This is a genomic window from Pseudoalteromonas sp. SG43-3 (assembly GCF_014164385.1).
Lineage (GTDB): Bacteria > Pseudomonadota > Gammaproteobacteria > Enterobacterales > Alteromonadaceae > Pseudoalteromonas > Pseudoalteromonas distincta.
Map to the genome: position 1 here is coordinate 89466 of NZ_JACJFC010000014.1, position 13721 is coordinate 103186.

At 38.1% G+C, this 13721-nt stretch carries 13 protein-coding genes and 2 tRNA genes; 5 read left to right on the top strand and 10 right to left on the bottom strand.

Features of this window, described 5'->3' with window-relative positions:
- Window positions 1–84 precede the first annotated feature (84 nt).
- Window positions 85–801: a GntR family transcriptional regulator gene (locus tag H5157_RS13860; protein ID WP_182724896.1), complete on the bottom strand. Its 717-nt coding sequence runs from the start codon at window positions 799–801 to the stop codon at window positions 85–87.
- 214 nt (window positions 802–1015) lie between these two features.
- On the opposite strand from H5157_RS13860, the gene H5157_RS13865 reads away from it, so the two are divergent.
- Both H5157_RS13865 and H5157_RS13870 read left to right on the top strand, forming a co-directional pair.
- A complete protein-coding gene (locus H5157_RS13865; protein ID WP_182724897.1) occupies window positions 1016–2107 on the top strand; it encodes an aromatic ring-hydroxylating dioxygenase subunit alpha in 1092 nt (363 codons plus the stop codon).
- Window positions 2108–2121: 14 nt separating this feature from the next.
- The gene (locus tag H5157_RS13870) at window positions 2122–3078 is read left to right on the top strand and encodes a PDR/VanB family oxidoreductase (protein WP_182724898.1); all 957 of its coding nucleotides are present in this window, start codon (window positions 2122–2124) and stop codon (window positions 3076–3078) included.
- A gap of 69 nt (window positions 3079–3147) precedes the next feature.
- On the opposite strand, the gene H5157_RS13875 is transcribed toward H5157_RS13870, so the two are convergent.
- From H5157_RS13875 to H5157_RS13885, 3 genes are all read right to left on the bottom strand, one after another.
- Window positions 3148–4500, bottom strand: coding sequence for an MFS transporter (locus tag H5157_RS13875; protein WP_404936168.1), 1353 nt, complete (start codon window positions 4498–4500; stop codon window positions 3148–3150).
- 246 nt (window positions 4501–4746) lie between these two features.
- Window positions 4747–5799 (bottom strand): aromatic ring-hydroxylating dioxygenase subunit alpha, encoded by a 1053-nt coding sequence (locus H5157_RS13880; RefSeq protein ID WP_058429815.1) that lies wholly within the window; start codon window positions 5797–5799, stop codon window positions 4747–4749.
- 36 nt (window positions 5800–5835) lie between these two features.
- Window positions 5836–6783 carry a PDR/VanB family oxidoreductase gene (locus H5157_RS13885; protein ID WP_182724899.1) on the bottom strand — a complete coding sequence of 316 codons (948 nt, stop codon included), beginning with the start codon at window positions 6781–6783 and terminating at the stop codon, window positions 5836–5838.
- A gap of 191 nt (window positions 6784–6974) precedes the next feature.
- Between H5157_RS13885 and H5157_RS13890 the strand changes: the two genes are divergently transcribed.
- Entirely contained in the window at window positions 6975–7478 is a 504-nt protein-coding gene (locus tag H5157_RS13890) for a MarR family winged helix-turn-helix transcriptional regulator (protein ID WP_220486909.1), read from the top strand.
- Between the two features lie 513 nt (window positions 7479–7991).
- Here H5157_RS13890 and H5157_RS13895 read toward each other — a convergent pair.
- From H5157_RS13895 to H5157_RS13910, 4 genes are all read right to left on the bottom strand, one after another.
- Window positions 7992–8068, bottom strand: a tRNA-Val gene (locus H5157_RS13895).
- Window positions 8069–8281: 213 nt separating this feature from the next.
- A tRNA-Val gene (locus H5157_RS13900) sits at window positions 8282–8358 on the bottom strand.
- Between the two features lie 113 nt (window positions 8359–8471).
- Window positions 8472–9518, bottom strand: coding sequence for a DUF3080 family protein (locus tag H5157_RS13905; RefSeq protein WP_182724909.1), 1047 nt, complete (start codon window positions 9516–9518; stop codon window positions 8472–8474).
- The gene (locus H5157_RS13910; protein WP_182724900.1) at window positions 9496–10869 is read right to left on the bottom strand and encodes an MATE family efflux transporter; all 1374 of its coding nucleotides are present in this window, start codon (window positions 10867–10869) and stop codon (window positions 9496–9498) included. The genes H5157_RS13905 and H5157_RS13910 overlap by 23 nt, the downstream gene beginning before the upstream one ends.
- Window positions 10870–10997: 128 nt before the next feature.
- Here H5157_RS13910 and H5157_RS13915 point away from each other — a divergent pair, with 128 nt between their 5' ends.
- Window positions 10998–11624 carry a riboflavin synthase subunit alpha gene (locus H5157_RS13915; RefSeq protein ID WP_182673399.1) on the top strand — a complete coding sequence of 209 codons (627 nt, stop codon included), beginning with the start codon at window positions 10998–11000 and terminating at the stop codon, window positions 11622–11624.
- Window position 11625: 1 nt separating this feature from the next.
- Here H5157_RS13915 and H5157_RS13920 read toward each other — a convergent pair whose 3' ends face one another.
- Together H5157_RS13920 and H5157_RS13925 are read right to left on the bottom strand one after the other, a co-directional pair.
- Window positions 11626–11829 carry a CPXCG motif-containing cysteine-rich protein gene (locus H5157_RS13920; protein WP_002962509.1) on the bottom strand — a complete coding sequence of 68 codons (204 nt, stop codon included), beginning with the start codon at window positions 11827–11829 and terminating at the stop codon, window positions 11626–11628.
- A gap of 103 nt (window positions 11830–11932) precedes the next feature.
- Window positions 11933–12805 carry a fructosamine kinase family protein gene (locus H5157_RS13925; protein WP_182724901.1) on the bottom strand — a complete coding sequence of 291 codons (873 nt, stop codon included), beginning with the start codon at window positions 12803–12805 and terminating at the stop codon, window positions 11933–11935.
- A 124-nt stretch (window positions 12806–12929) separates the two neighbouring features.
- On the opposite strand from H5157_RS13925, the gene H5157_RS13930 reads away from it, so the two are divergent.
- Entirely contained in the window at window positions 12930–13622 is a 693-nt protein-coding gene (locus H5157_RS13930) for a hypothetical protein (protein WP_024603971.1), read from the top strand.
- The last annotated feature ends 99 nt before the right edge of the window (window positions 13623–13721 follow it).

Below are 13721 nucleotides of genomic sequence, written 5' to 3' on the forward strand. Positions count from 1 at the left end.
AAAGGCCGTCTTTATTAGCAAGCTTCATACCTTACAGAATATGGCTCATTCAATGTGTAAGAGTGAGTAACACTCCTGCGCAGGTTATTTATTTGCGTGCGAAATAACAGTGAGTATGTTTTTAAGCTCTGTTCGGTGATAGTTTCGATCGTAACCGAGTGTTGCTTGTGCATGCTCACGCATAATTCCTTCTGCACGAGCACCTTGGCGAGAAAGCATTGCATGAAATACGTGGTGATGTTGCTGATGGGCAAATGCAAAGCGTTTAAACTCTTTTTGCATATTATTTTTGTCGATGGCAAGCGCGCTTACCGATGCAAATGGTAGGTGCTCATTTTTAGATAGTGCAGCCTGGATAGCCAAGTTACCCGACGCTTCAATAATTAGTAGATGAAAACGGCGGTTCATATCATGGTAGGTTGCTAAGTCATCTTCAGTTAGCTCGGCCCCTTCAAATAATAAATCACCACAAGTAAGCAGGGATTGCATTTCATTTTTTTGTTCTTCATTAAGGCCGTTTTCAGCAGCTTGTCGAGCAGCTAGGCCTTCTAATACTCCTCTTACTTCAATAGCGCCTTCAATTTCAATTGGTGAGACTGAGCGAACTTCGTAGCCACGCCTAGGAAGTTTGGTCAACAAACCTTCTTGTTCAAGTGTTCTAAATGCAATTCTTACAGGCGTTCTTGAAACACCTAGACGTTCAGAAGTGGCAATTTCAACGAGCCTTTCTCCGGTTTTTAGTGCTCCAGTTAAAATCATTTGTCGCAATGTGGTTACTGCATTTTGGCCTGACTTAGTCATAAAAAATTACCTTAATTACTTTTTAAACTGGATCCAATTAAGAATCTACACTGCATATAGTCATTGAAATAGTGTGAATTTACAACTAAAGCGTGACTAAAAGTGCAAAAAATAAAATTATATGGATCCAATTTACGCATGTTTGTTTTATTTATCTGGATTATTAGTTTATATTGGATCCAATGACAACAAAAACACAACAGGAGATCAAGGTATGGCTAAGCAGACCTTTATTAAAAATACATGGTATGTGGCGGCAATGAGTGATGAAATCAATCACAATAAACCACTCGGCCGAAAAGTGTGTGATCAAAGTATTGCTTTTTATCGTCAGGCGGATGGAAAAGTAGCTGCGGTGCTAGATTTTTGTCCACACCGTGGAGCAGCTTTATCTTTAGGATATGTTGAGGACGGCTTGCTTGTATGCGGCTATCATGGTCTAAAAATGGGTGAGGACGGTAAAACAAAAGAAATGCCGCTGCAACGAGTGCAGAAATTTCCGTGTATGAAGTCATTTGCAGTTGAGGAGCGCTTTGGCTTTATCTGGGTTTGGCCTGGTGATAAAGAGGCTGCAAATACAGATCTTATCCCACACTTACCTTGGGCTGAAGATGATACTTGGGCCTATGGGGGGGGGTTGTATCATATAAAATGCGACTATCGTTTAATGATCGATAATCTAATGGACTTAACTCATGAAACCTACGTTCATGCTAGTAGTATAGGTCAAAAAGAAATTGATGAGTCTCCGGTGCAAACTGAAGTAGAAGGCGATAAAGTTTTTTGTCGCCGTTATATGGAAAATATTATGGCACCGCCATTTTGGCGAACTGCTCTGGAGGGTAATGGGCTTGCATCGGATACACCAGTAGACCGTTGGCAAATTTGTCGCTTTATGCCGCCATCACATGTAATGATTGATGTGGGTGTAGCACATGCTGGTTATGGTGGTTTTGATGCACCAAAGAATAAAAAAGCGAGCAGTACAGTGGTTGATTTTATTACTCCTGAGACTGAAAATACGATGTGGTACTTTTGGGGGATGGCACGTAACTTTAATGCTCAAGACGTTACATTAACTGATAAAATTAGAGAAGGGCAAGGCAGTATTTTCCAAGAAGATTTAGAGGTATTAGAACGTCAGCAGCAAAATCTGAAGAGTTTCCCGCAATTTGATCTTTTAAAGCTTGATATAGATGCCGGTGGTGTTCAGTCGCGACGTATCATTGAGCGTTTAATCGATAAAGAAATAAATGCGAAAAATATATCTACAGACGAGCTACCACTCCAATCAGTAACATTTTAACAAAGGGAATTAAGATGATTTCAGTTATTGTTAAAAATGTGGTCATTGAGGCAAAGGCGGTTGTGAGGCTCGTACTTGGACGCGCTGACAATGTGAATTTGCCACCATTTGAGGCAGGTGCACATATTGATATAAAGCTACCAAATGGTTTGCTTCGTCAATATTCTCTATGTCGGTTACAGTGCGACCCTCGTTACTACGAAATTGCAGTATTAAAAGATCCTCAATCTCGTGGTGGCTCAGCGGAGGTGCATAACCTAAAAATAGGCGATAAAGTCGAAGTAAGTGAACCTAAAAATCACTTCTCATTGCTGAATCCAAAGAAAAATACATTACTGATTGCGGGTGGAATAGGGGTTACGCCATTAATAACGATGGCTCAAACATTACATAGTTTGGGGACACCTTTCGCATTTCACTATTGCGCTAAATCTTCTGAAACTGCAGCATTTGTTGAAGCATTAAAATTAGGGCCGTTTAGCGATAAAATAGTGTTTCACTTTAGCCAAGAATTGCAATCGGGTCGTATGGATGTAGAACAGGTGCTAGGTGAGCATATTCGTGGTACTGACTTGTATATATGTGGGCCTGCTGAGTTTATAACATATGTATTAACTCAAGCTCGTTTGCTAGGTTGGTCTGAGGAGAGATTACATCGAGAATACTTCGCCGCACCAGTGGTTGCTGAAAATGTTTTAGAAGACACGTCATTCACTGTAAAAATTGCTAGCTCAGGTAAACAGTTTACTGTAGGCGAAGGGCAGTCTATTTCTCAAGTGCTAGAGGTTAATGGGATATTTATACCAGTTGCATGTGAATCAGGAGTTTGTGGCACTTGCCAAACTGGTGTAGTGGAAGGCAATCCGGAACATCGCGATGTTTTTTTAACAGACAAAGAAAAAGCAGAAGGCAAGTTGATTATGCCGTGTTGTTCAAGAGCAAAAACAGGGTCCATAACACTCGATTTATAAATACACTTACACGTATAAAACGATTTATAATTACTTTTATACGTGTAACCCGTATCAGCAACGCATAATTTAGGCTTTCCCACGAAATGCCGAGATACAGCTTGCTAGAATTACAAAGCCTAAAGACACGTTAAACGCGAGTGAAATTGTACTCATTAAAGCATGACTATGTTGCGCTGAAAACGTGCTGTCCCCTAAGTAATAATGCACAATTAAATTTACCAAGCTCATTCCAAATAAATTACCAATTGTTCGTGATAAATTCATGGAAGAAGAGGCTACGCCTAACTCATTCTTATCTACAGCACCCATAATTGCATTATTGTTAGGCGTTGAGAATAAGCCAAAGCCAATACCTAACAATAACAGTGAGCCACTAATGTATGTGATACTTGAGTCCATAGATAACAGTGATAGTAAAAAAAAGCTGACCATAACAATTATACAGCCAAATGTAGCTATTATGCGTGGCTGTAATTTATCTGAAAGTTTACCGGACAATGGTGCCATAATGGCCATAGAAACCGCTTGCAGTAACACGATTTGGCCAGCATGAGAAGGACTTAACCCTTTAATATACTGCAGATATAAGCTTAACAAAAAAGCCAATGAAAAATTACTGGCGTACATTAAAAACGATGTAGACAGCGATAAGCTAAATACTCTGCTTTCTAAGAACATTTGTACTCTGATTAGTGGTCGCCTGCTTTTACTTTGGTGAATAATAAATAATCCTAAGCTTATTACCGAAAGTAATGTTAAACCCCATCCAGTCATAGTGGGTAAATCACTGAGTCCTAATACTAAACATATTGCAAAGAGTGAGAAAAGCGCAGTACCCCACCAGTCAAACGAGGATTTTTTATCGTTTTTCCACTCACCATGTAAAAAAAGTTTAATAGCAAGTAGTAGCAGAAGGACAAGCGGAATTTGAGAGTAAAATACAGCCCGCCATCCCCATATTTCGGTGAGCCAACCGCCTATTGCAGGGGCTGCACTTAAGCCTATATACACACACGCTGCAGAGGTGCCCAGTGCCATGCCTCTTTTATTATTTGGCGTAATAGAAGTAATAATTGCAACACCAATACCAAAAATCATGGCACCTGCAGCGCCTTGTACAAAACGCCAAAAAAGTACCCATTCAATTGATGACGCAATAGCACACATCAGTGATGCTAGTGCATTTAGGCCTAAACCAAATGCATATACTCGTTTTCGACCATAGTTATCGGCTATTTTCCCGCAAGGCAGCATAAATATCACGCTACTAAGTAAGTAAAGGGTCGGCATCCAACCAATCATTTTAGCGCTTGCTTGTAAATCCTCGGCAAGATTTGGAATAGCTATGTTGACGCCGGCCATGCCGAGAGGTCCGATAATAGATCCGCTGCATACAATTATAAGCGCGATGTTAGTAATAGGGAGTTTAAACAAATATGATCCTTAAACGCATAGACTATAAAAATAATAAAAGGTGGTGTTTGAGAACATGGGTTTTTTAATGCGTTTATTATTGCTAATAGCAACAGAGGTAGCAAGCTGGTCTACTAAGTATCTACGTAATTTTTAATTAGCGTATTTTTGGTCCAATATGATGAGGTATTACTTTGTAGGCCATTGAAAAAGTAATACCTCAGTTTGAGTTAATATAATTAAAACAAGCCTTTAAGCTTCACATAAGCGCTTAATTATTCGCCTAGCGTGATTTGCACCGGTATCAACATGGATATCAATCATAGGTTGCCCTTTAAAGTGCTTCATTGATTTGTGTTGCGCTTCAATAACCACTTTGTCTTCATTGAACGTGTAACGAGTTTGTTCTACTACTTTTTGTTTTACGTTTTCAATATCAGTTGTTGGGTTTGTTGATATAGTCCAAAAATAATGACATGTTTCTTCTGTCTCTGGAGTTATGCAATGTAAGCCACGCATATGAAAGCCGCCACGGTTAGGGTTAGTTACCGATTCACTGTTTGCGTCAATACCGCCAGTCCATATCCTTAAATGTGATGGATAGAATTCAATTTCTTGCCAGCGATCTATTTTATCTTTAAATGGATAAGCAGCTGTATATGTTGGTGGCGGGGTTGAATTTGGCATGTAACGTTTTACGGTCACTTTATCACCTATAGCTTCTACATCCATTTGTGCATGCATATGCGTTTTAGCGTCACCACCAATCGTTTTAAGGTGTACGTAACCTAAGTGGCTAAGATCAAGTAAATTGTCATGTATGAGTTGAAATGGTGCTTGGTAGTGATATACATCACCATCGTAAACATATTTTTCGTCAGAATGATAAAGATAGCGAGGTGGGTCTTGATCAGGGGTTGAGCCTTGCTCTGAACCAAACCAAATCCAAATTAAATCATCTTGCTCTTTAAGTGTAAAAGGCGTTACTTTTGCTTTTCTTGGAACTTTTTTTTGCCCTGGTACTTCAAGACATTGGCCTTGGCCATTAAATAATAGACCATGATAACCGCATCTTAATCCTTCTTTTTCAAGTGTTCCCATCGATAAAGGTAGTTGGCGATGGCAACAACGATCTTCAAGTGCGCTAGCATGGCCTTGTGCATCTCTAAATAAAACTATAGGGGTGTTTAATAAAGTGCGAGCTAGTGGCTTGTCGGTTAACTCTTTGCTTAGTGCTGCTAAGTACCACATGTTAAGAGGAAAGGGGGTTTTAGTGTCCGAATTAGTTTGTGTATGTGTGGTCATAAGTGTCTCGTGTAAAGTCTAGTGTTAAAATTTTCTCTATAAATCTAGCGTTAGAGAGTCGCTTAACGCTCTTGAACAACAGGGTGTGAACCTATCGTTTTTTGCCTTTTCATCAGCAGTAAAGAATTCATCTCTGTGGTCGGGTATACCGCATGTCACAGAGGTAACGCATGTCCCGCAAATTCCCATTTCGCATGATACGTCTAACTCAATACCCGCATCTTCCATTGCTTCTAATGCGGTTTGCTCTGCAGAAACATCAATTTCTAAGCCTGAACGGCTCAAAATGAGCTTAAACGGAATATCTTCAGTACCTTCTGCTTTAGGTTCAGCTTTAAAATTTTCTTTGTGTAAGTACTCGTCTTTCCAGTTATTTGATTTTGCACTGTCAAAAATATATTCCATATAAGCTGCTGGGCCACAAGTGTATAAATGCGTATTCGCTTTGAATTCCCCAATAAGTGCTTTGGCATCTTTTTTTGGCTGGGTTGAAAAGTGAAAAAATACCTTTTCAGAAAATGAACACTCTAGCAATTCTTGATAAAAAGCAGCCTCTACGGGGGATTTAGCATGATAATGAAGCTCAAAATCAACGCCGTTAATATCAAGCTCTCTTGCCATTGAGATTATCGGAGTAATGCCTATACCGCCTGCGAATAATAGTGCTTTATTATGAGTTGAATTGAGTGCAAAGAGGTTGCGAGGATCAGAAATTGATAATGTATCACCGACTTGCACATCAGAGTGAAGTGCAATTGAGCCTCCTCGTGAATTGGCATCTTTTAATACAGCTATTTTATAAAACTCATCGGATTGAGGATGGCTGATAAGTGAGTACTGACGAGTTATTTTATCTTTAAGTACCACATCAATGTGGCTACCCGCATCAAATTTAGGTAAAGCTTGCCCATTTATAGGTATTAGCTCAAAACTGACAATATTAGGTGTTTCAACCTTTTTACTGCGCACGTTTACTGAAAACATAAAGTTCCTAATGTTTGTTACTTTATGTTTATAATGTTGAATTTTAGTTGAGGTGTCAACTATAATTTGAGTGTAGAGATTAACTTAATGTTAACGTTATGAATGTAAAACTCTTTGATCGTAATAAGCAATGATCATAAATAGTTTTAATCTCAAGATTTACCTAGTAAAATTTATTTATACCCTGAAAATTGGAAAAACCAATGCCTTCTAAACCCAAAGAACCTAGTGCTAAGCAGCTAGATCTTGAACGATATATACCTGCGCTTGTAAATTTTCTTTCTAATAAACTCTCAAGTGGTGCATCTGTATGCTATCGGAAAAATTTTAATGTAGGCGTTATTGAGTGGCGTGTATTAGCAATGCTCAAGGTGGAATCAAATATTTCTGCAAATCGCATCTGTCAGGTCATTGGTTTAGATAAAGCCGCTGTTAGTCGAGCTTTAAAACAATTACAAACGTTAGGCCATATTAGCTTTATAAAAAATGCTAAAGATGGTCGTTCATCATTAGCAAAGCTGACGGAAAAAGGTGAAAAGTTACATGATAAAATTCTCTATGTAGCTTTAGAGCGAGAAAGATTGTTATTACAAGGGGTTTCACAAAAAGAGCTTGATACACTTATTGAGGTATTGTTAAAACTAAATAAAAACATTAAGCAAGTAAATGAGTTTAAGGTAAGTAATACCACATAGGGATTCTTCCTCAAACTGTTGAAAGGTAATTGTTTAAATTTTTTGTTGCTCAATCTAAACTACTGTAAAGTTATACACTTGCTAAGAAGTGGTCTATTTTAACTGAAAATAGCTTTAGGCGTTCAGATATTGTTTTAGGAACAACTCGATGAAAAGCATAATATTTAGGACGGTTTTTTGGATTTGGCTTTAGTCAGTTCTAAATTTTGAATACAAAATAATAAAAACTTAGAATTTAAATTCAGCGTAAAAATTATATAGATAGATTATTTAGGTTTTTAACCGTTTGAAATGTATTGTTTAATTGGTACGACTGAATGGATTCGAGTTACTGACCCTTGGACCGGGTGGTCAAGAGTAGGTAGTGCTTTTTCCTTCAGATGTACTTTTATTTATTTTACTTAAATGTTGGTACGACTGAGTGGATTCGAACTGCTGACCTTTGGACCGGGTGATCAAGAGTAGGTAGTGCTTATTTTTCGGTATTTTTAGTTTTTTTTTATTACTTTGAAGTGGTACGACTGAGTGGATTCGAACCACCGACCCCTACCATGTCAAGGTAGTGCTCTAACCAACTGAGCTACAGTCGTACAATTTTTGAGGTTTTACTTAAATGTTGGTACGACTGAGTGGATTAGAACTACTGACCTTTGGACCGGGTGATCAAGAGTAGGTAGTGCTTTTTCCTTCAATTATACTTTTTTAAATGTTGGTACGACTGAGTGGATTCGAACTACTGACCTTTGGACCGGGTGATCAAGAGTAGGTAGTGCTTTTTCCTTCAATTATACTTTTTTAAACGTTGGTACGACTGAGTGGATTCGAACCACCGACCCCTACCATGTCAAGGTAGTGCTCTAACCAACTGAGCTACAGTCGTATTACTTTATTTAAGTAAGTGTTAATTGCTTAACAACGGCGGCTAATATATAGCGTGGCGGTTGGTGAATCAAGCAAGTTTGTTGTTTTTGAGTTTATTTGCCGTTTTTTTATTCATATTGGGCTTATTTCACACGTTTTATAAAAACCTTGCCACCAAACCACATGTTTTTTAGCTGAGCTTTTAAGTAAGTTCAGTAAGTTACTTGTTGAGCCCGTTTTTACTAAGTTATTAATTTGAGGGCTTGAGATACTTTCGTTAAACCAAAGCTCATTATAAAGCGGTTGTAGTACCTCTAGATAACCAGTTAATTGCGCTTGATAGGGCTGAATTTCTTTTAGGTAAAACTTTTGAAATACGTTGCTTATGATTTTTGCGTTTTTATTATTTTTATCCTCTGGGCACAGCGTATTAAAGTTTAGTGTTTTTACAAACTGTGTAGCGTTGTTATTTAACACGACCTGCATGCGGACTGATTGAATGAGTGCTTGGTTAAATTGAAATTTATTAAGCTGCTCGAGTGCACTAAAAATAGAGTCGCTATTAATTTCACTAAATTCTTTAGCCTTAATTTGCTGTTTAATGAGTACAAGTTGCTTTAGCGCAAATACGGTATCGCGAAAACCAGCGGGTTCAGTAGTGAGCTCGTTTGAGGTGAGTTGCCAGGTACGATTTAACTCAGGTTCTTTAAATAACATGGTATTAAAAAAGTACATTAGGTGTGTTTCTTTATAGTTTTTGGCTGCGAGTATTTTTGTGTAACTAGGGCTATTTTTATCAAGCGTATTTAAGCAAACCTGCGCACTTTTAATAAAGTTTATTTGATATTTTAATTGCCCAGCAGCGCTGGCTGTTTTTCCTAATTGGTTATTGTGCTCACTTATAAGCACGTTAAGCTTACATTGGCTAATGCCTGCAAGCTCCACAATACTCAGTGTTAGGTCGCTTTGTGCTATTGGGGGAGGCTGCAGTAAGGGGAGTTGCTTGAGTGGCGCAGGCTCTGTGGTGCTTGTATCAACTGTGCTACTTAAGCGTTCAATATAAGTAGCGTTTATACTACTTTGTGGTTTGTTGCAGCCAGTAAGCATTAAAAAACACATTACCAGCAAAGCAGCTGATAATGTTTTAAGGCTGAGCTTATTTGTTTTGATTGAGTGCATCACTGTTAACAAATTCATATTTTAGACGCTTTCTTACTGTTAGCATTAATAAAATAGCAGCGACACTAAGGCCTACTATTATTCCAACCCAAAAGCCATGCGGTCCCATAGCTGGCACAATTATGTCTGTTCTTGCCAATACGTAACCTAAACAAAAGCCGATTAACCAATACGATATAAACGTAATATACGATATAGGCGTGGTGTATTTTAACCCACGAAGCATGCCATTTGCAGCAACCTGTAATGCATCGGGTAACTGGTAGACACACGCTAGTATCATAATTGATGAAGCCAGTGCCATTACAGCGGGGCTGTCGGTATACAGTTGGCTAATTAAATCACGACCTGTAAAAGTCATAAGTGCCAAAAATAGTGCAATTACAATAGCTAATATGTAACTAGTCGATACGGCAACTTTTAACTGCTGTAAATTATTTTGACCATATAGATTACCAATACGAATACTTATAGCGATAGATAGGCTCAGTGGCATCATAAACAGTAATGTAGTTACACTCGCTGCTATTTGATGCCCCGATACAGCCACTGCACCTAAATGCGCAATAAATAGCGGTATACACGCAAATAAAGTGACTTCAAAAAAGGTGGCAAGTGAAATTGGTATACCTAGCTTAGTAATAATACCAATGGTAGTGAAATTAGGTTTTTCGAATGATGAAAGAAGGCCTCTAGCATCTACCTTTTTACTCATTTGGCAGTAAGTGACTTGTGCTATTGCCATAACAGTTAAAACAATTGCTGTGGCAATGCCACAGCCTGCGCCGCCATAAGCAGGAAAACCAAATAAGCCATTTATGAAAATATAATTTACTGGAATATTAACGGCTAAACCTAATAGGCTTATATAAAAGGCGGGTTTGGTCATCCCCATGCCCTCGGTAACGTTTCTGTATACTGTAAAAATTAAAAATCCAAACACACCCCATTTCACAAAATGGATGTAGTCAATGGCAAGGTTTGCAATAGCAGGCGTTGTATCGAGCTTTAAAATAATGGCATCTGCTAAATGGGCAATACCAAAACCTGTAAAGCTTAAAATAGCGGTTAAATAAAGCGCTTGTTGAAAATAGTGGCTAATGCCTTTGCGGTCATCGCTGCCCGAAAACTGCGCAATAATACCAGTAAGCGCTAATAAAATACCTTGCAGAGCAAGTAATAATGGGTTCCATATTCCTGTTGCAATAGAAAGTGCAGCTAAGTCAGTAGGGCTAACTTGGCCGGCCATAATTGTGTCGACTACCGACATTAAAATAAGTGTAACTTGTGCTAAAAAAACGGGTAAGGCTAGGGAAAGTAAACGCTTGGCTTCCCAATTGCAAAAGGTCATAAAAAAAGCTATTAAATAAAACAGGCGGCAATTGTAATCTATTGCGTTTCAAATAAAAATCACAGTAGTGAATGATTTTATGAGTTGATACGTTAAACTAGCACTTTGTAATAATTTTAAGTGATTTTATGTTTACAGGAATAGTGCAAACACAAGCAACAGTGGTCTCTAAAACTCAAGCTGATGGTGTGTTACGCTTAGTTGTATCGGTGAGCGATGAGTACGTTAAGCATTTAGATTTAGGCGCAAGTATTGCTATTAATGGCTGTTGTTTAACGGTTGTGCAAGTTGAGCTAAGTAATCATGATGTGGTGGCGCAAGTGCATTTTGATGTGATTGACGAAACTCTAAAGTTAACTAATTTAGGCTTGCTTGAGCTAGGTAGTTTAGTAAATTACGAACGCTCTGTTACGTTTGGTACTGAGCTAGGTGGGCATATAGTGTCTGGGCATATTCATTGTACGTCACAAATCTCTCAAATAGTGAAACTTGAGAATAACTGTAAAATACAATTAAGCTTGCCAAAAGAGTGGAAAAAGTATGTGTTATATAAAGGCTTTGTTGCTATAAATGGCGCAAGCTTAACCGTAGGCGAAGTTGATGAACAAGGTTTTTGGATACACCTAATTCCGGAAACGCTCGCCATTACAAACATTGGTGCAGCGCAAGTGGGTGACAAGTTTAATATTGAAGTTGATCAGCAAACTTACACTATTGTAAATACGGTAGAGAACTACTTACGCCATCAGGCTTAAGTTAAAATATTTGTTCGTCGTCACTGTCTACGTGTAGCTCCAATTTATTGTTAGCATGGTCTATATGCATATTTAAATGAATTGGGTTACAGCAGGCAGTGCAATCTTCTATATAGTCTTGATCGCCGCTGCTTGCGTCTAAGTCTAGATGTATGTGGTGTCCGCAGTGTGGGCACGTTATTCGTTGTGATAAAAAATCTTTCATAATCACTCCAGTTATAAATAATTAAGTTAGGTTCAACTTAATCGCTTACAGATGAACGTCTACTTACTCATTAAATATAGTGCTCAAATGCAGCTTATGACACTTATTTTATACCTTCAAATACCAGCTTTTCTATATGTTGTTTAGCTTCAGTAAGATAGTGACCGGCAAAGATGTTGGCGTGATTTAAAATGGGGTATAGCTGGTATATTAACTTACGCTTCTCGTAATTTTGAGAAAGCGGGTAGTGCGCGTTATAGGCGCTATAAAAGTCTTTAGGCAGGGGGGCAAATAGTTCGCTCATTGCAATATCCACTTCCCGATCACCATAATAACAAGCTGGGTTAAATATTGTTGGTTCTGCTTTTAAAAATCCCATATTGCCACGCCAAAAATCGCCATGCAGTAATGAAGGTTGTGCTTGATGGCTATGTAGTTGCTCTTTTACGGTATTAATTAAGCGTTCGGGTTCAATAAAGTTAATGCCTTTTTCAGCGAGTAGTTGTAATTGCCACCCTATACGCTCTTCGGCGTAAAATACATCCCACTTTTTGTGCCAGCGGTTTGGCTGTATGGTCGTGGCTAGGTAATTATCTACATCAAAGCCAAACATAGCTTGGTCATGTTTTTGATGCATTTTAGCGAGGTTGCGACCCATATTAGTCCACGTGTCGTGGGGTTGTTTATCTAAAACAAGCCATTGTAAAACAATAAACGAAAACTCTATATTTGCACCAGTTGTAATACATTCAGGTACTTTAAAATTACTATTTTGCGCCAAAAGCTTTAAGCCAATAAATTCACTTTCTAAACGCTCGAGCTCGCTTTTTAGTGCTATTTTAACGAGGTAGTTATGCGTACCATTGGTAATATGAAATAGTTTGTCGGTGTTTGTACTTTGTAATTGGCGTTTGTAGGTGTGCTTAAAGTCAAAATTGATGGCTCGGCTGATGTGCTCATTTACTGTTTTCCACATAACAATTGCTCGCCTTTTAAACAGATACTTAAACTATGGCAAAAAGGTATTAATTTAACAATCTAAACGTTGTAAAATTAACGGCTATATTGAATAAAATTACACTTACTGTAGTGGAGTTAAAATGAACAAAAGTTTAATAACCAATTTGCTAGCGGGTTTATGTGTTGTTGTAGGTTTTATGTTTAACCAAGCAATTGTGTTGTCTGTTGGTTTATTTGCACTTTCTGGCGCGGTAACTAATTTATTAGCTATTCATATGTTATTCGAAAAAGTCCCGTTTTTATATGGTTCTGGTGTTATAGCGCTTAAGTTTGAAAGCTTTAAAGTAGCAATACGAAACCTGATATTAACGGAGTTTTTTTCAGAGCAAAAAATTAATAATTTACTCAATAAAGCACAGCCCAATATCGACTTTGAGCCAATAATTAGCAATGTTGATTTAAACCCTGCATTCGACAATTTGTTAGAGGTAATAGAGCAGTCTCAGTTTGGTAGTATGCTTGGGATGTTTGGTGGCACAGCAGCAATAGAGCCGATGCGTGAAAAGTTTATTGAAAAAATGCAATTGTCGCTTAGTGAGATTTCTCAAACTGACGACTTTAAAGCATTAGTAAGCCAAACACTTTCACAAGGTAATAGCGCAGAAAGCCTACATAAAACGGTGCTTAAACTAGTTGATGAGCGCTTAGATGAGCTTACTCCTAAAATGGTTAAAGAGATTATTCAGACCATGATCCGCGAGCACCTAGGCTGGCTTGTAGTATGGGGCGGTGTGTTTGGTGGTTTGTTTGGTTTAATAGCGGCCGTTATTTAATTCTAGCGACTAATAAAAAGCATAATCATTCTATTGCATTAAATAGTGTACTTACTGCGTAAAAATTATTTGTATAGAATAACTACACGTTGTTATTTG